Annotated in this window: 14 protein-coding genes; 8 read left to right on the plus strand and 6 right to left on the minus strand. The window is 46.2% G+C overall.

The features are described from left to right. The first annotated feature begins 361 nt into the window (after window positions 1-361). Window positions 362-1,282, plus strand: a complete 921-nt coding sequence (locus ACO6V5_RS10065; protein ID WP_422133189.1) for a hypothetical protein — start codon at window positions 362-364, stop codon at window positions 1,280-1,282. A 291-nt stretch (window positions 1,283-1,573) separates the two neighbouring features. Then, window positions 1,574-2,683, plus strand: coding sequence for a tRNA 2-selenouridine(34) synthase MnmH (gene mnmH, locus ACO6V5_RS10070; protein WP_422133188.1), 1,110 nt, complete (start codon window positions 1,574-1,576; stop codon window positions 2,681-2,683). Here the strand turns inward: mnmH and ACO6V5_RS10075 are convergent. Further along, on the minus strand, window positions 2,659-3,642 hold the full coding sequence (locus ACO6V5_RS10075) for a hypothetical protein (RefSeq protein WP_422409123.1): 984 nt from the start codon (window positions 3,640-3,642) through the stop codon (window positions 2,659-2,661). The genes mnmH and ACO6V5_RS10075 overlap by 25 nt on opposite strands. A 177-nt stretch (window positions 3,643-3,819) precedes the next feature. On the opposite strand from ACO6V5_RS10075, the gene ACO6V5_RS10080 reads away from it, so the two are divergent. The 4 genes from ACO6V5_RS10080 (at window position 3,820) to ACO6V5_RS10095 (ending at window position 8,520) form a co-directional block, all read left to right on the plus strand. Next, the gene (locus ACO6V5_RS10080; RefSeq protein WP_422409125.1) at window positions 3,820-4,974 is read left to right on the plus strand and encodes a MalY/PatB family protein; all 1,155 of its coding nucleotides are present in this window, start codon (window positions 3,820-3,822) and stop codon (window positions 4,972-4,974) included. A gap of 258 nt (window positions 4,975-5,232) precedes the next feature. Next, window positions 5,233-7,374 carry a 5-histidylcysteine sulfoxide synthase gene (ovoA, locus tag ACO6V5_RS10085; protein ID WP_422137593.1) on the plus strand — a complete coding sequence of 714 codons (2,142 nt, stop codon included), beginning with the start codon at window positions 5,233-5,235 and terminating at the stop codon, window positions 7,372-7,374. Window positions 7,375-7,544: 170 nt separating this feature from the next. Next, entirely contained in the window at window positions 7,545-8,258 is a 714-nt protein-coding gene (gene tsaA / locus ACO6V5_RS10090; RefSeq protein WP_422137592.1) for a tRNA (N6-threonylcarbamoyladenosine(37)-N6)-methyltransferase TrmO, read from the plus strand. Window positions 8,259-8,280: 22 nt separating this feature from the next. Beyond that, window positions 8,281-8,520: a YheU family protein gene (locus ACO6V5_RS10095; RefSeq protein WP_422409127.1), complete on the plus strand. Its 240-nt coding sequence runs from the start codon at window positions 8,281-8,283 to the stop codon at window positions 8,518-8,520. 64 nt (window positions 8,521-8,584) lie between these two features. Here the strand turns inward: ACO6V5_RS10095 and ACO6V5_RS10100 are convergent, their stop codons facing one another. The 4 genes from ACO6V5_RS10100 to ACO6V5_RS10115 form a co-directional block, all read right to left on the minus strand. Next, window positions 8,585-9,895: a hypothetical protein gene (locus ACO6V5_RS10100; RefSeq protein ID WP_422409129.1), complete on the minus strand. Its 1,311-nt coding sequence runs from the start codon at window positions 9,893-9,895 to the stop codon at window positions 8,585-8,587. Window positions 9,896-10,371: 476 nt separating this feature from the next. Then, window positions 10,372-12,057, minus strand: coding sequence for a hypothetical protein (locus ACO6V5_RS10105; RefSeq protein WP_422409131.1), 1,686 nt, complete (start codon window positions 12,055-12,057; stop codon window positions 10,372-10,374). Window positions 12,058-12,413: 356 nt separating this feature from the next. Beyond that, window positions 12,414-14,216 carry a hypothetical protein gene (locus ACO6V5_RS10110; RefSeq protein ID WP_422413973.1) on the minus strand — a complete coding sequence of 601 codons (1,803 nt, stop codon included), beginning with the start codon at window positions 14,214-14,216 and terminating at the stop codon, window positions 12,414-12,416. A gap of 135 nt (window positions 14,217-14,351) precedes the next feature. After that, window positions 14,352-16,136: a hypothetical protein gene (locus ACO6V5_RS10115; protein ID WP_422413971.1), complete on the minus strand. Its 1,785-nt coding sequence runs from the start codon at window positions 16,134-16,136 to the stop codon at window positions 14,352-14,354. A 311-nt stretch (window positions 16,137-16,447) separates the two neighbouring features. On the opposite strand from ACO6V5_RS10115, the gene ACO6V5_RS10120 reads away from it, so the two are divergent. Then, on the plus strand, window positions 16,448-17,965 hold the full coding sequence (locus tag ACO6V5_RS10120; protein ID WP_422492107.1) for an IS1182 family transposase: 1,518 nt from the start codon (window positions 16,448-16,450) through the stop codon (window positions 17,963-17,965). Window positions 17,966-18,157: 192 nt separating this feature from the next. Further along, complete coding sequence (locus ACO6V5_RS10125) at window positions 18,158-19,675, plus strand: IS1182 family transposase (RefSeq protein ID WP_422492107.1); 1,518 nt, start codon at window positions 18,158-18,160, stop codon at window positions 19,673-19,675. A gap of 654 nt (window positions 19,676-20,329) precedes the next feature. Here the strand turns inward: ACO6V5_RS10125 and ACO6V5_RS10130 are convergent. Then, window positions 20,330-22,090 carry a PT domain-containing protein gene (locus ACO6V5_RS10130; RefSeq protein ID WP_422413032.1) on the minus strand — a complete coding sequence of 587 codons (1,761 nt, stop codon included), beginning with the start codon at window positions 22,088-22,090 and terminating at the stop codon, window positions 20,330-20,332. Window positions 22,091-22,554: the final 464 nt, after the last annotated feature.

The raw sequence follows: 22,554 nt of genomic DNA on the forward strand, positions 1-22,554 counted from the left end.
CTTATCTGAATTCAATCGATATCAATCAGCCGGTCAGCTCATGGAGACACATCCAATGCAACGGTCAAAAACCTGTCTTGTGCTCTTAATATCGACGATGATTGCTTATGTTTCTGTTCATTCAGCTCTAGCTAGTCCTGCTCTGAATACTTCAGAATTAGTTAAATCTGACTACTCCACAGTGGCTTCAGCAGTTAACGGAAGCACACCTGCTTCAAAATTCAATATCATACTACCGGACAGGGTTTCCATGAGCACCAGACTGCCGCAGACAGCATCAGACGATATCAGCTGCGGGGAGAACAGAGGAAAGCTGAAAGCCTTTGTCTGCTCAGAAATCAACAACCCGAATAACTCAACTGTGTTTTATAATAACAGCTCTGACTTTAACGCCATTAAAGATAAACTGGGATGTGAAAGCTCTACTGCAACTGTCGCCAAAAAAAGCAAACAAGGTACCGAGCCGCTTCTTACCAGCGTTGCTATCTGGATTATGGAAGGCGTGGAGATGTTCGTACTCCTTGAGGGCTCTATCAGAGTTAAACCAGAAGCCAAATATAAGATTTTGGGGACAGCGCTTGGCACCAGTCTCATTACCATGGGCGGTGTATTCACTTCGGGTGTCTTACTCTCGCAGTCAGGGATGGAAATCCCCGAGAAATGGGTTGAACTTATTGCTGGCTTAACATCATTAAAAGCCAGCATCTGCGCTGGTGGCTGGGCTCTCGGGCTCGCTGGAGGTGTCACAGGTAAAAAAGAACTTCTCTTGTCAGGGTTGCTGATCAATGTTGTCTCATATACTTTTCGCGAAGCCGGAGAAGGCGCTCTGGCCACCTTACCGCTGATCCTTGATAAAAAATACGAAGCCATTTCCTTGTCTTTTATTCCTATGGGAGTCATTGCTACAAAACTAATACCATTCAACCCGGAAACCGATAGCGCCTGTTTGAGAGCATTTTCATGGATTGTAATCGCCAGTCTGGGAGCTGGACTGTTCTCGAATGCCTGGCATGAATTTGAAAAAATTGCGGGTCAATCGAGCACTCTCTGGGACTTGGGAAAAAATTTAATCGTTGGCAATAGTTATGAAATACTCAGTCGTGAAAAACTGCCTATGTCAATTGTTGCTGCCTTTGGATACAGACCTGACCCTACAATTATTACAGTAACCACCGGTCTGGGCTTTTTTACGTTCGTATCTTTAGCAAGCCTCTACCACCTTCTCCACAAAGCCAAACCCAGAGGCAACAGACAGCTTGAAATAGAAATCATGCAGTTTTAATGCTCATCAAATGTTAAAAACCTGTTGTCAGAAAGCCATTTGGGCAATCGCTATGGCGATGTAAACCTTGTGCAGAATGTTGTACTCAGATATACACAGCAGCCAAACTCTGATTCCTATACACAGCCTGTATTGTGCCGCCTGGTTTTGTTCCGGTAAGTTTGGCTGTACTCTGCCCTTCTATATCCGATAGAAACAATCCACACTTGCTTAAACAGACAGGTTCCAGCGAAACTATAGGGCTTTTGGACAAGAACCCAGCCCGCTCCCGTTGAGCTGTTACGGAACCTTATGACCCAGCAACGCCCGGATACTCACGACTACCTCGCCCTGTTCCTGAATGATGTGCCACTGATGGATGTTCGGGCTCCTGTTGAATTCAACAAAGGTTCATTCCCACTGGCGACCAGCCTGCCAATCCTGGATGATTACCAGCGTGAAGTGATTGGTACTGAGTACAGGCAGCGGGGGCAAGATGCTGCCGTCGCCCTGGGTTATCAGCTAGCCACTGACGATGTGCGTGATGAAAGAGTGACCCACTGGCAGCAATTTGTACAAAAGCATCCAGAAGGCTACCTATTCTGTTTTCGTGGCGGTCAGCGCTCTCATATTACCCAATCCTGGCTGGCCGAGTCCGGATCCCCTTACCCTCTGATCAAAGGGGGCTACAAGGCACTGAGAAGGTTCCTGATCGATGAACTGGAAAAGTCTGTTGAAGACATTCCCTTTATGATTCTCAGTGGCAAAACCGGTACCGGCAAAACTCGTCTGATTTATGACATTGAAGACAGCATTGATCTGGAGGATTTGGCCAACCATCGGGGGTCGAGCTTCGGTCGTCGTTATGGTGGCCAGCCCACTCAGATTGACTTTGAAAATCGTCTTTCTATCGCCATGCTCAAGCACCGCCACTTTAAACCAGGGCGCGCTCTGCTTCTGGAAGACGAAAGCAAGCTGATCGGGCGCTGTAGCCTGTCCCAGGTGTTCAGCAACAAGATGCAAAAGTCCTCCATTATTCTGCTGGAAGCTTCTATAGAAGAGCGTGTAGAGATAGGTCTTCAGGAGTATGTCAGCAATAACCTGGCCGAATACCAGAACGTTTACGGCAAAGAAGAGGGCTTTGCCCGCTTCAGCGAGGGGCTGACTGACAGCCTTTGCCGGATTCGCAGAAGATTGGGTGGAGCCCGTTATCAGGAGCTGGGAGAGCTTCTCTCTTCAGCCCTTCAGCAACATGAAGTTCATGGTGTCATTGATGGTTATCGGCCACTGATTGAGCAATTATTGGTTGGCTACTATGACCCCATGTACGAGTATCAGCTGGAGCAGAAACAGGAAAGAATTCTCTTCAGAGGTAACCGGGACGAGATCAGAAACAACTATCCTGAGCTGGTATTAAATTGAGAAACAGTTCGGTTCCGGTAAAAAAGAGCCATACTCGAAACCAGGATGGCAATGACTGCCCACTCCTGATTGTTGGGTATGCGCCCTTCCAGCATGAAGACAAAAAGCACTCCAAATAAAACCTCAAGGGTTGTGCAGGGATAAAATCCTGAATCACTGTTGTGCGACACTGCTTTGCGTCTGCATATCCGGGCCAAACCGGTGGCTAATATCCCTGCTACCAACCCCCCTCCTCCGAAGTAAGCCCAGTCAATATTGACAACACCTCCCGAAAACAGGGTGAATTCAGGGTGGTCCAGCCAGGTCAGTGGATAAATCATGGGCAATGCCAATACAGAGCCCAGTCCGGTTAACAGATAACGATCGGAAGGATCAATATCGGGGCGCTCAGTAGCCATTAATAACTGTATGCGGGTACCTGTGAGCCAGCAGATACTCGCCAGCAGTAAACAGAACAATCCATAGACCATACTCTGCTCATGTGAGTCCGGATTAACCTGATCAAACTTCTGGGAAATCAACAGAAAAAAGGCTCCAATCAACAGCAGTAGAGGCATAGTGAGCTGGCTGGCAGCCTTTCTTTCCAAAAAGCATTTCTGAAAAATCATGGGTAAGGCGGCTATCAGAATACAGGCAAAAACGCCGCCGAGGCTCCGGATACTGATGACAAGAAACAGGTAATAAAGAAGATTCGTCAGCAGGGCCACCCAAATCCATGGCACGATACCATCTTGCCGGACTCTTTTAATAATCTCGCGACGAAAAAGGACAATGATAGATACCCATAGACCAAATACTGCAAAGCGTCCTGCTACCAGCTCAATAGCAGAATATTCCGACATCAATCCAGGAAGAATGATCAGACTCCCCAACAAGGCTCCTGACAACAGCGAATAGACAACGCCTCTGGCAATCAACTCGGGACTTCTCCACAGAGAAACTTCAGGTTCTCTGAGCATTGTCTACAAAACCGTGATTTTCCAGCCTCCTGGCAGGATTTACCACCCTGAGCTGACCAGCGAGACAGCAAAACGGATAAAATCGGCAAAGCCATCCTGATAAATCAGATTTCAAAAAAGACTGACTGCAGGTAGTATCAGTGAAACACATTCAATCCAACCCCGGGGGAAGTATCCGTGTCCACAGATTTCGATACTTTTATCGACCGAAGTCATACCTCAAGCCTTAAGTGGGATCGCTACAAAGATAGAGATATCTTGCCTTTCTGGGTGGCGGATATGGACTTCAAATCCGCCCCTGAAATCATTGAAGCTGTGCAACAACGTGTTGACCACGGTGTTTTTGGCTATACCCTGGCCGATGAGGGTCTGGAAGATCGAATTGTCGAGCGAATGCAAAACCTCTACGGCTGGCAGATTGAAAAAGACTGGATTGTCTGGCTGCCGGGACTGGTGACCGCACTCAATATTGCGGTGAGAAGCGTCGCTGGTCCCGGAGAGACCGTTGCAGTGCCTCTGCCGGTTTACTACCCCTTTCTGATGGCACCCAGGTTGGGAGGACGCCAGATGATCGGACTGGACTGGGTGATCAGGGACAATCAGTGGCAGCTGGATTTGGAAGCCTTTGAACACAGGATCACCGACGACACCCGGCTGTTGATGCTATGTAATCCTCAGAACCCCAATGGCCGGGTACTTACCCGGGAAGAACTGGAGACTATCGAGGCGCTCTGCAAAAAGTACAGCATTGTCGTCTGTTCTGACGAAGTGCATTGCGACCTGATTCTTGATCGTAATGCCGAACACATCCCCTATGCCAGTCTGAGTGAATTCACCCGGGACACATCTATCACCCTGATGTCGCCTTCCAAGACATTTAATCTGGCCGGCTTTGGCTGTGCCTTTGCCGTAATACCAGATGGCACATTGCGCATGGAATTTCAAAGAGTGCGCAAGGGTATCGTCCCTGATCCGGATAACATGCTGATAGGCTTCACGGCTGCCAGAGCCGCCTACGAACATGGCGAACCCTGGCGCCAGAGTCTGCTCGACTATCTTCGGGGTAACCACGATTTACTGATGTCCGAAATCAATGACATTATGGGCTTAAGTATGCTGCCACTGCAGTCTACCTACCTGGCCTGGATTAATGTCAGCGAACTGGGCCTGGATGATCCACACCGCTTCTTTGAAGATGCCGGTGTGGGATTCTCCCCCGGTGCCCAGTTTGGAGACCGTGACTACCTGAGACTGAACTTTGGCTGCAGTCGATCTACTCTGGAGGAAGGCATTCGCAGGATCAGGGCCGCAATAGCTGAGTTCAAACCCTGAATGGATTATATAGGTCTGTCATTGAATAACTGACAGACCTTTCAACTCTTTCCAGAGCAATCCATTGATAACCTGTCATCCAACAACACTTTGAAAACGTATGATCTGTGGCAGCGCGAAAGGCATTAGTCAACTGGCTGAAATTGACATATCGGTCAACCTTGATACTACTGCCTTTAAGCTCTAGACCATATAGGATATTTTAATAGTCTCTGGTCAAACCGTAACGCATTGTTAAATTGCTTTGGAGGTTAGCTCGTGCCAAATGTGACGTCTACTGAAAACACCTCGCCACTCCAGATCCCCACAAGAACGCTGATACTCGATTCAGGCACTCCGGAAGCAAAACGCCAGGAACTGATTCAGTATTTCTGCGAAACCTACGATATCTACGATCGTCTTTTTGAAACACTCACCAGTGATGAGGCCTATTATCGTAAGGCTATTTCCCAGAGACACCCCCTGATTTTCTACTACGGCCATACCGCAGCATTTTTTATCAACAAACTGATTGCTGCCCGCCTGATTAATGAACGAGTAGATACCGATATTGAGGCAATGGTAGCCATCGGCGTTGATGAAATGTCCTGGGATGATCTGGACGAAAACAACTACGACTGGCCAACGGTTCCAGCCATGAAGGAATACCGTCAAAAAGTCAGGGCACTCATCGTTGAATTTATAGAAACCATGCCTTTGGAAATACCCATCACCTGGGAAAGTCCAGCCTGGCTGATCATGATGGGCATTGAGCATGAGCGCATCCACCTGGAGACCTCATCGGTTCTCATTCGTCAGCTACCCCTGGCTTACGTCACGCCTCACCCGGACTGGCAACCCTGCAAAACTTCCGGGGCAGCGCCGGAAAATCAGTTGATTGAACATGCCGGTGGCCACCAGATTCTCGGCAAGCCATATGATCATGCTCTTTATGGCTGGGACAACGAATACGGTCACTATGAAGAAACTATCCCTGCCTTCAAGGCCAGCCAGTACCTGGTCAGCAACCAGGAGTTTCTTGAGTTTGTCCGGGATGGGGGCTACAACGCCGAAAAATATTGGACCGACGAGGGCTGGGCGTGGGCTACCTTTGCCGAAGCCATTCACCCTGAGTTTTGGGTTCCCGGTGATGAAAATTACCGATACCGGACCATGCTGGAAGAGATAGACATGCCCTGGAACTGGCCCGTGGATGTCAACTGCCATGAGGCTCAGGCTTTCTGCCGATGGAAGTCAGAAATGACAGGGCTGCAGATACAACTGCCGTCCGAAGCTGAATGGTATTGTTTGCGAGACAGCATTGATACAGACCAACCTTATTGGAAACAGGCTCCTGGCAACATCAACCTCGAATACTGGGCCTCTTCCTGTCCGGTTAACCAGTTCAGGACGGGGGACTTTTATGATGTCATTGGCAATGTCTGGCAATGGACAACGACTCCCATTGATGCCTTTGAAGGCTTCAAGGTTCATCCCTACTACGATGACTTTTCAACCCCCACATTTGACGGCCGGCATAACCTGATCAAAGGTGGCTGCTGGATCTCGACAGGTAACTATGCGATCCGGGATTCCCGATATGCTTTCAGGCGACATTTTTTCCAGCATGCCGGTTTTCGCTATGTTGAATCCACTGCTGAGCTTAATGCCAACCTGAACCCCTACGAAACCGATGTGCTGGTGGCTCAGTATCTGGAATTTCATTATGGTGAAAGCTACTTTGGTGTTGAAAATTTCCCCCGGGCCTGTGCCGAAGTCTGCCATGAGCTGTTGACAGACCTCAACTGCACCCGGGCACTGGATCTGGGCTGCTCGGTAGGGAGAAGCAGTTTTGAGCTGGCCCGCTGGTTCAAACATGTTGATGGAATCGACTTCTCAGCTCGTTTTATCTCTGCGGCCTCCAGGCTTCAGCAGAATGGAAAAATTCGATACTTTGTGCCCTTTGAGGGAGAACTGGGTGAATACCGTGAAGCCAAACTGACTGACTTTGCCGATAACATTGATGTCAGTCGTGTTCTGTTTACCCAGGGAGACGCCTGTAATCTCAAAACCAAATACAATAACTATGACCTTGTCTTTGCCGGGAATCTGATTGATCGACTCAACGATCCCCATAAATTCCTTTCTTCTGTTCATGAGCGAATCCGTCCGGAGGGACTGCTGGTGCTGACTTCGCCCTATACCTGGCTGGAAGAATACACGTCAAAGGATAAATGGCTGGGAGGAATACGTGAGAATGGTGAGGCCCTGACAACCTATGACGGGCTGAAAAGAGTTCTGGGCCAACATTTTGAGGAGATTAAACCACCCAGAGATATTCCTTTTGTCATCCGGGAAACCGCCAGAAAACACCAGCATACCCTTGCCCAGGCAACCTTCTGGAGAAAAAAGACTTCCTGAAAACAACAGGAGTCTGATAGTCTCTGTCAGGCTCCTGATCTTTCTAAAGAAATCCTGATCAGGCCCAGCACAGTTGCTTTGAAACAATGACCCGTCATGAGGCTAAGACCTGTTAAGAGCCTCATTTTTCCATTATATTGCCCGGTCAAAACAGCGATTACGGGTTAAATGTGAGCAAAAACAGTTTCCAGTTTCAACAAATTGGAGTGATTCACTCCTGCTACCGGCAAAAATTTGGAATCCCCCGCCAACCGGGCATTGTCACAGCGGCAGAGTCAGAGCTGGAACTGTTACCACCCTTCAACCAGGAGAACCTGGTACGTGGTCTGGAAGGTTTCTCTCACCTCTGGGTTCATTTTGTTTTTCACGAAACCATGAATCAAGGCTGGCGCCCTACCATTCGCCCTCCCCGACTTGGCGGCAAACAGCGCATGGGCGTTTTTGCCACTCGTTCGACCCATCGTCCTAACCCTATTGGCCTGTCTGTGGTAAAACTGAAAAGCATCCAATCGGGGAACGGCAAGTTGATACTGAGACTGGCAGAAGCTGATCTGCTGGATGGCACACCGGTTATTGATATCAAACCCTACCTGCCCTACGCCGATGCTCTGCCAGAAGCTAAAGGTGGCTTTGCACCTTTACCCGCCATCATGGCAGCAGTGGAATTCAGCGAAGAGGCCATGATTAAATGCCTGGCTTATGAACGCCGGACCGGACGCTCTCTGGTGGAACTGATTCAACAGGTATTGGGGCAGGATCCACGCCCGGCCTACCTCAGAGATACCACCGGGCGAAGGCATGGCTTCGCACTCTGGGACGTTAATGTGGTCTGGGAGTCCAGGGGAGACCACTTTCTGGTCACCGATCTGGAATTATATCCATAAGGCCATATTCAGGAGCTGAAGAATGATTATTCCTTATCAGGAATTAAACACAGAAACACTGCACAACCTGATTGCTGAATTTGTCAGCCGGGAAGGGACCGACAACGGTTTTGAGCAGAATCAGGAAAGTCGTATTCAGCAGGTACTTGGGTTATTGAAATCAGGTGAAGTCTCTATTGTTTTTGATCCCCAAACCGAGAGCGTCAATATCATACCTGCCAAAGAAGCTCAAAATTATGAGTTTATGGTCAACCACACCTGAAAGCTCAGGCTTTTTTTCAACACATCAATTACCCCGTCAGGGTGGCGGGGCATGAAACCACAAACTAAAGTTGATTCTGATCCTTTAATAGCCAGAACAATAAGGAGAGCTTTGTCTCTCCTACCACTCCAGTTCTGCAGTATGTCAATTGCAATGCAGGAAGACCAAAGCCCATTATAGATGCTAACGCCCTGCTGGTGTGTCTGATCCAGGCCTGCTTGATATGGTATGAAAGAAAGAACCAGGTATGAGTGATGGCCTGATCCAGAAGAATCAGGACTGCAATTGCGGCTCTCTGATAGGTTAATGCTTGCATCTCATTATTGATAACCTGAGCACCTGTATCCGGATCGGAACCGGCTATAAATGAAATGTTGACTACCAGATTTGTATAAGGCGAGGCTGTTAATAAATTGGGTGAAATGGATGACGCGGATGAAGCAGGCTCTAGCGTAGTACAATTACAAGCAACATCAAAGCCTGTCTCAGACCATTCGCTCACTGGAGCAAAGCCTGTATGATAACCGTTTCCCAATTCAGCCACGCAGCTATGCTTATCGTTATGATCCGTTGCTATCAGACCCCATGCCTGTTCTCTGTCTTTTAATCCAAACGCTCCCTGAATTATTTTGATACCTGAACAGTAACTTCTACCGTCAGTAGGTACGAATATAACGGTTTTAGTGTTTTTCATGGTCAACTGCACTTTCCCTGTTTTCTCAAAACACTCAACATTCAGTACAGCGTTTTGAAAATCTTTCCGTCCTTTTACGCCTCTCAGAAGATCAAATTCAGAATTCATAAATCGATAGACGAAGTTTACTTCTGATGCTCTCCCACCAGCAAAGCTTCTACACCCGAGTTTCACCGGTTTAATCCGCATCTGATTATCTGCCGGATCCAGCACCACTTTGACGTTGTTCGCAACAAAGATACCTGCACCCATCAGATTCAGAACGCCTGCCAGTAGATGATTCTGTTTGGTTGGAGTTAATTCGGAAGACCCAGCCAGAGCCACTGCTGATGAATTATTCAAGACTTGGGGATTCCTGGAATCAATTTCAATATTAGCCAGATAATAGACAGAATCACTGTGAGTCGCCGATATCACGAAGTGATCCTGTAAGACTCCCTGAGTAACAAACACAGGCAGAATATCCGCTCTATTTCCCACAAAAGCCGAGTTATCCGGCAAGTGAAAAGTTGATCCCCCTTCGTGGCTGATTCTGGCATCCTCTGTCAATGGCAATTCATAGACGACTGGCTGTTTCTTTTCATGTAATTGCTCTGCATCAAAGATAAAGAGGGTTGGATGGAGCGTTTCAAAAACCTCATGACTCAATCTTTCTGATGTAGCAGATATTTTTCGTATCATGACCGTTTCAGGAATTAGAGAAAGACGATTGTTCTTTTCCCTGATAAGGGCCTTGAAAGCGGCTAAATGATGACTGCACACGTTTCTGTCGACACGACTGGTCAACTCAGAACAACTCGAAACCTCTGTATATGTGGAGCTGACCGTTGAACTAACGGCAGGAAAAGCACAACTGGGGAAGGCATAAATTGATAACAGTAAAGCAACTACTATATCTAACCTGAAAATTATCATAACAGTAATCTGTCGATTTTTTAAAAGTCAAGATAGAAGCGTCCTTAACGTAACAATCCTTCCTAGGGCCGTTATTCATCCTAGACCAGATATTTAATAAATAAAGGCAAAGTCTTCTCTAGCAAAAAGAATATCCATTGTCGTATTTTTTTAACCGAATGAGGAATTACAGCAACGCAGGAGCAGTTGCCACGAACGCCTGAAAAACAGGTCAGAAAATGTGATTTCGTACGGTGGGGTACTTAGAGTGAATCAAAATCATCATGTAACAGAGAGTGCCTTATCGGCGATACACTGTACCCTTTCAATCCACTGACACATTTCGGAACCAACTGGAGTGCTGGGAGACCCAAACCCAATGTAGCCGCCAACACCTGACTGGTGTGCCTTATCCAGGCTTGCCTGATACGGTCTGAAAGCCGGAACCAGATTTGAGCAATGAACTGGCTCCCGCCGAACAGGCAACATATACCTATGATCTCTAATCCGGTTAATTTTGATCTGCTGATTTTATTCCCGACCAGAGCATCTGCATCAGCCGTTGTGTAAGGTATCTGAGTTGCAAAGGGAGAAGCAGTGCATGCAACATTAAAACCTGCCTTAGACCATACACCCACTGGAGCAAAACCCGCTCGATAACTCTTCTCATATTGAGCCCAACAGCTCTCTTTTTCGGCATGTTCAACCGGTATCCAACCCCATGCCTGATCACTGTCTTTTAATCCGAACGCTCCCTGAACCATTTTGATATCAGAACAGTCACTGCCAAAGACGCCGCCCATATAGTGATCGGGATCCGATGGATTAGCAGGGTCAATGGATAGATCGTTACGAAACTGATCAACGACACTGTTACAGGTAGAATTAAAAAAGCTCAGAATATTTTCCTTAGGCAACAAGCTAATGGAGAACAACACACTACTGCCCTGGGGCATCCCGCGTCCTGCAGCATCAGTTTCAGTGGATACAGACAAGACAGTTGTAGTGTTTTTCATAGTCAACCGCACTTGCCCTGTTTCCTTATAACATTCAAGATTCAATGCAGCGTTATGAACATTATTTAACCCTGGCTGAAGTTCAATGTCAGAGTCTGTAAATCGATAGATGAAATACTCTTCTGCTCCTCTCCCGTCAGCATAATCAGTACACCCCAGGTCTACTGTATTAACCCTCATCCCATTATCCGCATGATCAAGTACCACCTTGATATTGTCTGCAACAAAAATACCTGCCCCCCTCAAATCCAGAATACCCGGAGGCGCATGATACTGCTTGGTCGGGGTTGAACCGGGGGATACTGTGGCAGCTGTTGCTAATGAACCACCCTGCTCTTGAGGATTTCTGGAATTGATTTTGATATTCGCCAGATAATAGACGGAATCATTATAGGTTGCCGACATCACGTGATGATTCTGCATGCCTCCCGCAATCACAAATTCAGGCAGAATATCCTCTCTGTTCCCCACAAAAGCCGAATTAACAGGCAATTGAAAACTCCTGGTCATCCTGGGATTGCCACTGTCAGGCTCTGTCAGTGGTAATTCATAGACGGCGTGTTGACCCTTTCCTGATGATCGCTCTGCATCAAAGATGAACAAGGTTGGATGGGTGTCCCTAAAAACCTCATGACTCAATCTTTCTGTTGTAGCGGATATTTTTCTTATCCAGACCGTCTCAGAAATTGGAGCTGCGGTTGAGGAAGGTGTTGCCGAAGATACCTGATTATTCTTTTTCCTGATAAGAGCCTTGAGAGCGGGTAAATGTTGACTGCACACCTTTCTGTCGAAACTACTGGTTAATTTTGAACAACTTAAAAACTTTGTATATTCGGAACCGACCGTTGGCCCAACAGTAGTGATAGCATGACAAGAGAAGCCATAAATTGCTGACAATAGCGCAACAGCTAACCCGATTCCGGAAATATTCATAACCGCACTCTGTCTGATTTTTAAACGTTAAAACAGAAGTATCCTTTCCTTAACCATACTTTTTAAGGGCGTTATTTATCCTAGACCGGATATTTCATAAATACAGGAAAAGTCCTGTCCCATAGTAAATAACCCGGACCACCGAATTGTGGAGGGTTCAGAAAAACCTTCCGGAGGCGGATCATATGGGCTCCTAGCAGCCTGTCGGACTTAAGCGTCCGTAGCGAGGATTGCAAGAAATTGAGGATAAAAATCTCTGTTTCTGAGGAGAATAGCGAGCTATTTGACGAAGAAACAGGGATTTTTAGACCAATTTATTGCAACCGCAGTAGGACAGTCTTAAGTCCGACAGGCTGCTAGCGTGGTTCAAATATATCTTGATATCCCAATGGCTCCTTATCTCCCAATACGGCGTGCCCTGACCTTCCTCTCAATCCACTGATACATCCCGGTAGCCACTGAAATGCCGGAAAACCCAAACCAAACGTAATAGCTAATGCCTGACTGGTATGCCTTATCCAGGCTTGCCTGATCCGTTTTGAAAGATGGAACCAGGACTGAGTAACGATCTGGTCAGCAAGAAACACGCCAGCTCCAACGCATACTTTCTCCCCCGTGGTTAATTTTTCTAATGCCTTTAATCCTGCGGCATCAGTCTTATTCATAACCAGAGCGCCTGTATCAACAACATCAGAAGTCAGTGCGGGTGAAACCTGAGTCGTATAGGAAGAAGTTGTGAATGAACTGACTGAAGTGTTTGAAATGGATGAAGTAGATGTTGGCATACTGCAATGACAGGCAACATGAACATCTGCCGAAGACCATTCGCTCACCGAAGCAAATCCTGCCTGATATCTTTTCTTACCCCAGCAGCTACGCTTACCGACGTGCTCAACAGCCGGCACAAAACCCCATGCTTGCGCTCTGCCTTTTAATCCAAATGCTCCATCTATCATTTTGAAGTCAAAACAGAAATTATTATTAAAGACGCGCCCCATATAGTGATCAGGATCCGATGGATTATCCCGATCAATGGATAAATCATTGCGAAACTGATCAACGACGCTGTTACAGGTAGAATCGACGAAGTTCAGAACGTTTTTCCTGAAATATAAGGCTATATAGAACAACTCACTACTGCTTTTTGGTGAATCGGTTGCTGTCCTGCCAGTGGGTACAGATATGAATGTTGTGGTGTCTTTCAAGGTCAACGCCACTTGCCCTGTTTTCTGAAGACATCTGACACTCAATGCAGCGTTTTGACGGCGTGTTGGTCCTTGCTCTCCTTGTGACAGATAAAACTCAGAGCGCATAAATCGGTAGATGAAATTTTCCTCGGTTCCAACCCCGTCAGCATAATTGGTACAGCCCAGCTCTACCAGCCCGATCTTCATATCACTATCCGCTGGGTCCATTACCAATTTAATGTTGTCAGCAACAAAAATACCCGCACCTCTGAGATCCATAATACCGAACGGAGTGTGATTCTGTGTGGTCGGGGTTGTAAACGACTGCCCTGTTGCTAAACCCCTCCCCATATCTAAAGGATTTCTGGAATCAATTTCGATATTCGCCAGATAGTAAACAGCATTATTACGGGTTGCCGAGATCATGAAATGATGATGTTTGCCTCTCCCAATCACAAATTCCGGCAGAATATCTGCATTGTTTCCCACGAAGGCCGAATTATCCGGTAATTGAAAAGTATTAATTGTTCTATGACCGCGACTGATGGTCTTAAGTGGTAATTCATAGACGGCTGGTTGCTCCTCTCCTGACGATTGCTCTGCATCAAAGATAAACAGGGTTGGAACGTTCGTTTTAAAAACCTCTTGACCCAATGGTTCTGCTGTAGCGGATATTTTTCTTATCTCGACCGTTTCAGCAATGGGCGCAGACACTGAGGGGGTACCTGGAGAAGTGCCCGGCGTAAATGTTGCCGGAGGTACCTGATTGTTCTTTTGCCTGATGAGATCCTTAAAAGCATCTAAATGGTGTATGCAAAAGCTCCTATCGGTATCACTGGCTAATTTAGAACAACTTGAAAATTTTGTACATATGGAACTTTCCGTTGAGCAAGCTGTGGGAGAAGCATGACAGGAGAAGGTATGGATTGCTAACAATAGAACAGCCCCTTGCCCGGATCTGGAAATATTCATAACTGCACTCTGTCTAATTTTTAATAGCTGAAACAGAAGCATCCATACTGTTACAATCCTTATTAAGAACGTTATATATCCTAGACCGGATATTTTATAAATAAAGGTATCGCCCTCTGGTATTTTTTCGACAAACTACATCTGTTGAGCGGGATCTTTCAATAGGCCGATCTCTATATCTGTTTTTTTCAATCCACTTTTACATTTCGGTAGCAACTGGATGGCCGGAATACCCAAACCTAAAGTAGCAGCTAGTACCTGACTGGTATGCCTTATCCAGGCCTGCTTGATACGGCTTGAAAGATAGAACCAGCAATGAGTAATGGCCTGATCCAAAGTAACTGCGGCAATACCAATGCCTGCTTTCTCCAATTCGGTCAATCCTCTAGTGCCGTTACTGTCAATAGCCAGAGCACCTTTACCCGGAATCTGTGTGGGTGAAGTGTATGCTACCTGCGTTGTGTAAGGATAGGTTGGGAATGAACTGAATGAAATTGATGTTGGCATGGTGCAATTGCAGGCAACATCAAAGCCTGCCTTCGACCATGCACTCACAGGAGCAAATCCCAATTGATAACGCTTATCCAATGCAGTCGAACAGCTGTGCATATCGGTGTGATCAACAACTATCAAGCCCCATGCTTCCTCTATGTCTTTTATTCCAAAAGCTCCTTGCATTATTTTGATATCAGAACAGTAATTGACGCCCCGGACACCACCCATGTAATGATCTGGATGAAATTTGTTTGTTAAGTCGACCGATAAATCATTGCCATGCTGATCAACGACGCTGTTACAGGTAGATTTATCCAGGCGTAGTACATCTTCTCTAGGCGCTAAATTCATAGAGAACACGACACCATTGCTATGTGTCGGACGGGGTAACAAAGTTTTAGTGGGTACAAATATGACTGTTGTAGTGTCTTTCATGGTCAACTCCACATACCCTGTTTTCTCATCGCAATCGACACTCAATGCAGCATTTTGAAAATGTGTTACATCTTTCAGGCTTTTCTGGAGATCAAATTTGGTCTCCGTAAATCGATAGATAAAACGCTCTTCTGTTCCTTTCCTGTCAGCAGAATTTGTACACCCCAGTTTTACCAGATCAATATCATCCTGATTATCCGCCGGATCAAGTACTACCTTGATGTTATCCGCAAAAAAGATACCTGCGCCCTTCAGGTTCAGAACGCCTGCGGGTATGTGAGCCTTTGAAGTGGGAGTTGTAACCGCCGGGTATCCTGTAGGAGCTGTCGTTGATCTAACAGCCTTTTTCCGAGGATTCCTGGAATCAATTTCAATATTCGCCAAATAATAGACAGAATCATTATTGGGTGCCGACATCACGTAATGACTCTGTATACCGCCCTCAATAACAAATTGAGGCCGAACAGTCGCGCCGTTCCCAACAAAAGCCGAGTTATTCGGTAACTGAAAACTGTTGACACTTCCGGAACTGCCACTGACGCCACCTTTCAACGGTAATTCATAGATGGCCGGTTGCCCCTTTCCGGGGACTTGCTCTGCATCAAAGATAAACAAGGTTGGATCATCAGTTCTAAAAATCTCATGACCCAGTCTTTTTGTCGTAGCGGATATTTTTCTAATATTGAACGTTTCATCTATTAAGTAGGTACTTGGAGCAGTGCTCAGGGAGCTATTTGGAGAAATACTTGAGTAAGCAACCGGGAAAGACGTTGTTGGAGATACCTGACTGTTTTTTTCTCTGATGAGTTTCTTAAAAGCAGATAAATGAGCACTGCACACGCCTCTATCAACACCGGTTAACTGAGAACAGCTTGAAAAATCTTTGAACAGGGTACTGTCCGTTGGCCCATCAATGGCGAAAGCATGACAGGGAAAAGCATACGTTGTCGAGAGTAGAGCAACCACCAGGACGGGTCTGGAAATATTCATAACTGTACTCTGTCTGATTTTTTAAAAGCCAAAACTGCAGCATGTTTACTGTGATAATTCTCTTTAAGTTCGTCATAAATCCTAGCAGCCTGTCGGACTTAAGCGTCCGTAGCGAGGATTGCAAGAAATTGAGGATAAAAATCTCTGTTTCTAAGGAGAATAGCGAGCTATTTGACGAAGAAACAGAGATTTTTAGACCAATTTATTGCAACCGCAGTAGGACAGTCTTAAGTCCGACAGGCTGCTAGGAGCCTGACCGAGAATAGGCTTATCTGTTATGATAAGCCTTAAACCAACTCTGATTATGCCAAATGTCACCACCACCAAAGTTTAAGGACAGTCCTGTTGAGTTTGATCAGCATCTGCTGTTCCCAACCAACGTTTTCGATTTGCTTCCCAAAGATCATGATTGTTTTATTTATGAAAGCATTTTTCAGAACATTAATACGTCTGAAGTCGAAAAAAAATATCACCACCTTGGTCAGCACGCATACCCTCCAAAGCTCATTGTCGCTATTCTGATCTACGCATACAGCCATGGTGTTTTCAGTTCCCGTGAGATTGAGCGACGGTGTCGACAAGACTTGGCGTTCATGTATATCTCACAAATGAACTGCCCGAATTTCAGGGTTCTTGGTGACTTTCGTAAGGATAATCTGTCGTTTTTCCATGACTGCTTCAAACAGTCAGTCAAACTGGCCATTGAACTCAAAATGGCATCACTGGGTCATATCAGCCTGGACGGCTCCAAGTTCAAAGCCAACAGCTCAAAACACAAGGCCATGAGCTACGGGAGGCTCAAAGCGAAAGAGGCAGAACTCAGTGCCGAAGTGGATGAGCTGATCAAAAAAGCCAGTCAGTGTGATCAGGAAGAAGATGACGCCTACAAAGCAACCAATGGTTACAGCATTCCTGAAGACCTCCAGTTTAAAGAAGAGCGCCTGAAAAAAATCAAAGAGGCCAAGAAAGCACTTGAAGAACGTGAAAAAGCTTTAAATCCAGACAAACCAATAGACGACAAAAAGCAGATCAGTTTTGCAGATCACGATGCCCGCGTGATGAGCAAGAAGGGGTATTGTGAGTACAGCTACAATGCTCAAATTACAGTTGATTCCGATAACCAGATCATTGTTGGCCAGCATGTCAGCCAACACGCCAACGATGTACAGGAAGTGGAGCCGGCGCTGAGGGCATTATCAGGAGCCACTGATGGCGCGGCTGTAGATAAGTGGAGTATGGATAATGGTTACTTCTCAGGGTCAAACTTACATACAGTCGAGCGACATGAGATTGATGCCTATATCGCAACCGACAAGGCGGAGAAGCCTGCCGCTGACGACCTTGAAAGCTCTGACAGGAAGTTTGTCAAAGCGGATTTTGCGTATGATTCCGAAGCTGATGTATTTATCTGTCCGGCAGGGGAAAAGCTGGTAACGAACCCGGCCAGCAAAAGCAAAAGAAAAAGCTACCGGGCAAACAAGACGGTATGCAGGGAATGCCCTTATCGTCGGAATTGCAGTGATTCAAAGAAAGAGGCTGGCAGGGTTATCCGTACCGATAAGTTTGAAAAAGCACGTCAGGCTATGAATAAGAAAATGGAGACAGCCGGTGCGAAAGCCATATATGAGCGTCGTAAAGTTATTGCGGAGCCACCATTTGGACAGATAAAAGAATCTGGTTTCCGAGGGTTCAGTCTCCGCAGCAAAGAAAAAGTTTCAGCGGAATTTTCACTGGTATGCACTGCGCATAATATCAAAAAATTTGTAAAAGCGGCTTCCACGAGGTCAATCCGTCTTGAAGATTTGAAAGAGGCTAAAAAGGCAGCATAGAGGCTGTGAGAAGGCATAAATATGCAAAAATGAGCAAAATCCCACTAATAATTGGATATTTTTTGCTCATTTTAAGATTTGGGAAAACTTCTGTTGGTCTGGTTGCGCTATTCTCGGTCAGGCTCCTAGGAGCCTGACCGAGAATAGGCTTATCTGTTATGATAAGCCTTAAACCAACTCTGATTATGCCAAATGTCACCACCACCAAAGTTTAAGGACAGTCCTGTTGAGTTTGATCAGCATCTGCTGTTCCCAACCAACGTTTTCGATTTGCTTCCCAAAGATCATGATTGTTTTATTTATGAAAGCATTTTTCAGAACATTAATACGTCTGAAGTCGAAAAAAAATATCACCACCTTGGTCAGCACGCATACCCTCCAAAGCTCATTGTCGCTATTCTGATCTACGCATACAGCCATGGTGTTTTCAGTTCCCGTGAGATTGAGCGACGGTGTCGACAAGACTTGGCGTTCATGTATATCTCACAAATGAACTGCCCGAATTTCAGGGTTCTTGGTGACTTTCGTAAGGATAATCTGTCGTTTTTCCATGACTGCTTCAAACAGTCAGTCAAACTGGCCATTGAACTCAAAATGGCATCACTGGGTCATATCAGCCTGGACGGCTCCAAGTTCAAAGCCAACAGCTCAAAACACAAGGCCATGAGCTACGGGAGGCTCAAAGCGAAAGAGGCAGAACTCAGTGCCGAAGTGGATGAGCTGATCAAAAAAGCCAGTCAGTGTGATCAGGAAGAAGATGACGCCTACAAAGCAACCAATGGTTACAGCATTCCTGAAGACCTCCAGTTTAAAGAAGAGCGCCTGAAAAAAATCAAAGAGGCCAAGAAAGCACTTGAAGAACGTGAAAAAGCTTTAAATCCAGACAAACCAATAGACGACAAAAAGCAGATCAGTTTTGCAGATCACGATGCCCGCGTGATGAGCAAGAAGGGGTATTGTGAGTACAGCTACAATGCTCAAATTACAGTTGATTCCGATAACCAGATCATTGTTGGCCAGCATGTCAGCCAACACGCCAACGATGTACAGGAAGTGGAGCCGGCGCTGAGGGCATTATCAGGAGCCACTGATGGCGCGGCTGTAGATAAGTGGAGTATGGATAATGGTTACTTTTCAGGGTCAAACTTACATACAGTCGAGCGACATGAGATTGATGCCTATATCGCAACCGACAAGGCGGAGAAGCCTGCCGCTGACGACCTTGAAAGCTCTGACAGGAAGTTTGTCAAAGCGGATTTTGCGTATGATTCCGAAGCTGATGTATTTATCTGTCCGGCAGGGGAAAAGCTGGTAACGAACCCGGCCAGCAAAAGCAAAAGAAAAAGCTACCGGGCAAACAAGACGGTATGCAGGGAATGCCCTTATCGTCGGAATTGCAGTGATTCAAAGAAAGAGGCTGGCAGGGTTATCCGTACCGATAAGTTTGAAAAAGCACGTCAGGCTATGAATAAGAAAATGGAGACAGCCGGTGCGAAAGCCATATATGAGCGTCGTAAAGTTATTGCGGAGCCACCATTTGGACAGATAAAAGAATCTGGTTTCCGAGGGTTCAGTCTCCGCAGCAAAGAAAAAGTTTCAGCGGAATTTTCACTGGTATGCACTGCGCATAATATCAAAAAATTTGTAAAAGCGGCTTCCACGAGGTCAATCCGTCTTGAAGATTTGAAAGAGGCTAAAAAGGCAGCATAGAGGCTGTGAGAAGGCATAAATATGCAAAAATGAGCAAAATCCCACTAATAATTGGATATTTTTTGCTCATTTTAAGATTTGGGAAAACTTCTGTTGGTCTGGTTGCGCTGTTCTCGGTCAGGCTCCTAGGAGGCCGACCGAGAATAGACTGCCCTACTGCGGCGGCAGCAAATTGGTCTGAAAATCCGCTTTTGTTCGTCAAATAGCTCGCTATTCTCCTCACAAAACCGAATTTTCATCCTCAATTTTCTGCCGTCCTCGCTACGGGCGCTATTCTCGGTCGGCCTCCTAGACCGGATATTTCATAAATAAAGGGTGACACTCCCGCTTTGTCGAGGATGTCGCAAAACTCTGGTTCCCATGCTTTCAGGCCCTGTGGGTCCCAGCGTGGGAACCCATAACTATCTCACGGTGTAGAGTCTGCTTTTCAGTGGAGGTATGCATTCCCACGCAGAAGTCTCCATCAGCAGTAACCGGGTACCCCTCGGTTGCACAAACACGCAAGCAGAAGGCTCTGCACCTGTGCGGCTCGGCCTGCGCGGCTCGGCCTGCGCGGCTCGGCCTTCACGCCTTATATCACCGCCCTGAAAGGGCGATGGTTTACGGCGATTTACGCTAATCCAGATTACCGACTTACAGGGGGCTAGCAACAAACTATGGCTGCTTCTCTTCTGTCAATAGAGTGTGCACTGCACTCCTACCTCTCAACCGACTGATGCATTTTGGCATCAACTGGATTACCGGCAGCCCCACCCCCAATGTAGCGGCTAACGCCTGACTGGTATGTCTAATCCAGTCTTGCCTGATCTGGTGTGAAAGGTAGAACCAGCCCTGAGTAATGACTTGGTCCACAAAAACAGCGGCAAGTCCTATGCCTGCTATTTGCCCCGGGGTTAATCCTGCCGCACTGGCATCATTCTTTTCCAGAGCATCGGCACCAACAATAGCGTAGGGCACCCGGGTTATAGAAGTAGATGTTGGCATTGTGCAATTAGCTGTAACTTCAACACCTGCTTTAGACCATTCGCTCAATGAAGCATACCTTGGTCGATAAGTTTTTTTCACTGCAGGATTACAGCCATAATTACTGTTGTAATCAGTTAATATCCAACCCCATGCCAGTTCTCTGTCTTTTAATCCAAAGGCTCCCTGAATCATATTAATCTCTGTACAGAAACTGGTATAGATGTCACCCATATACAGATCGCGATACGATGGATCAGCTGAGCTAATGGATAGATCATTGTCAAACTGATCAACGACACTGTTACAGGAAGAACCGACAAAGCGCATAATGTTGTCTCTTGGCCATAAGTCAATAGAGAACAACTTACCACTGCCTGGTGCATAAGGGGATATTGGATCTCCAGGGGGTACAAATATAACAGTTTTGGTGTTTCTCATGGTCAACTGCACTTGCCCTGTTTTTTGATAACAGGAAACAGTTACTGCAGCGTGTAAACCATATTTTGTTTTTTTTAAGCCTTGCAGTAGATCAAATTCAGAGTTCATAAATCGATAGACGAAAGTCTCTTCTGTTCCTCTTCCATCAGCAAAATTTGTACATCCCAGCTTTACTGGTTGGAGAGTCTTACGATAATCCGCCGGATCCAGTACCACCTTGATGTTGTCTGCAACAAAAATACCCGCACCTTTCAGTTCAAGAACGCCAAAAGGTTTATGAATCTCTTTACCGGTGGAGTCTAAGGCAGCCGTCACTGAAGAACTGCCCCTGTCCAGAGGATTTCTGGAATCAATTTCGATATTCGCCAGATAGTAGACAGCATCATTATTGGGTGCCGACATCACAAAATGATTTTGTATGCCTCCCTCAATTACGAACTCTGGCCGAATATCTTCACTGTTCCCCACAAAAGCGGAGTTATCAGGCAACTGAAAACTCTTTACTCCCCTGAGACCGTCGCCACTAACGGGCACAGTCAATGGCAATTCATAAACGGCGGGGTGTTCCTGTCCGGGTGATTGCGCATCAAAGATAAACAATGTTGGAAAGCTGGTTTCGAAAACCTCTTTATCCAGCCTTGTCGTAGCCGATATTTTTTTTATATTGACCGTTTCGGGAATTGGAGAAGCACTAGGTGAAGCCGTTGAGTATGATGTTGTTGGAGATATCTGATCGTTTTTTTCCCTGATCAGAGCCTCAAAAGCCGACAAATGATAGTCACACACCTTCTTATCTACTTCGCTGGCTAATTCAGAGCATCTTGAAACATCCGTATCTGTGAGACTACCTGTTGGAGCATCTGTGGGACTGCCTGTTGGCGCATCTGTGGAATTGCCTGTTGGAGCATCTGTGGGGCTGCCTGCTGGCGCATCTGTGGCGTAGACATGACAGGGTAAGGCATAAATTATTGACAATAAAGTGATGACCAAACTGTATCTGGAAATATTCATAACTGTACTCTGTCTGATATTTTAAAGTCACAACAGATGAATCCTTACCACGATAATCCCATTTAATGTCTTCATAAATAAAGGCAATGTCTTCAACAGTAGGAAATGAGCCTCATGCTTTTGGAATGTTTATATCAGGAAGCCGGTGACACTGCTTTAAAAATTCATATTACCGACTTGCAAAGAGCTTTGTGCCAAACCACGATCGAGCTTAATGTGTCAACAGAGTATAGAATCTCTTTCCACTCAATCCACTGCCACATTTTGGGTAGCGGCTGGACTGCTGACTGCTGACTGCTGGGTACTTGGCTTCTGACCTGAGGTTAATCCTGCTGTGCCAATATTATTCATAGCCATAAGTACCTAACCAGTTGGTTTCGCATATTCTGGACGGCGGCTTTTTCCATCCTTCTGCGTTCCAACTCTGGTTGCGTAGCTGTGGCTACGCGCCCGTCGTTGCGCCT

It is taken from the genome of Endozoicomonas sp. ALD068 (assembly GCF_049310145.1).
In the GTDB taxonomy this organism is placed as follows: Bacteria; Pseudomonadota; Gammaproteobacteria; order Pseudomonadales; family Endozoicomonadaceae; genus Endozoicomonas_A.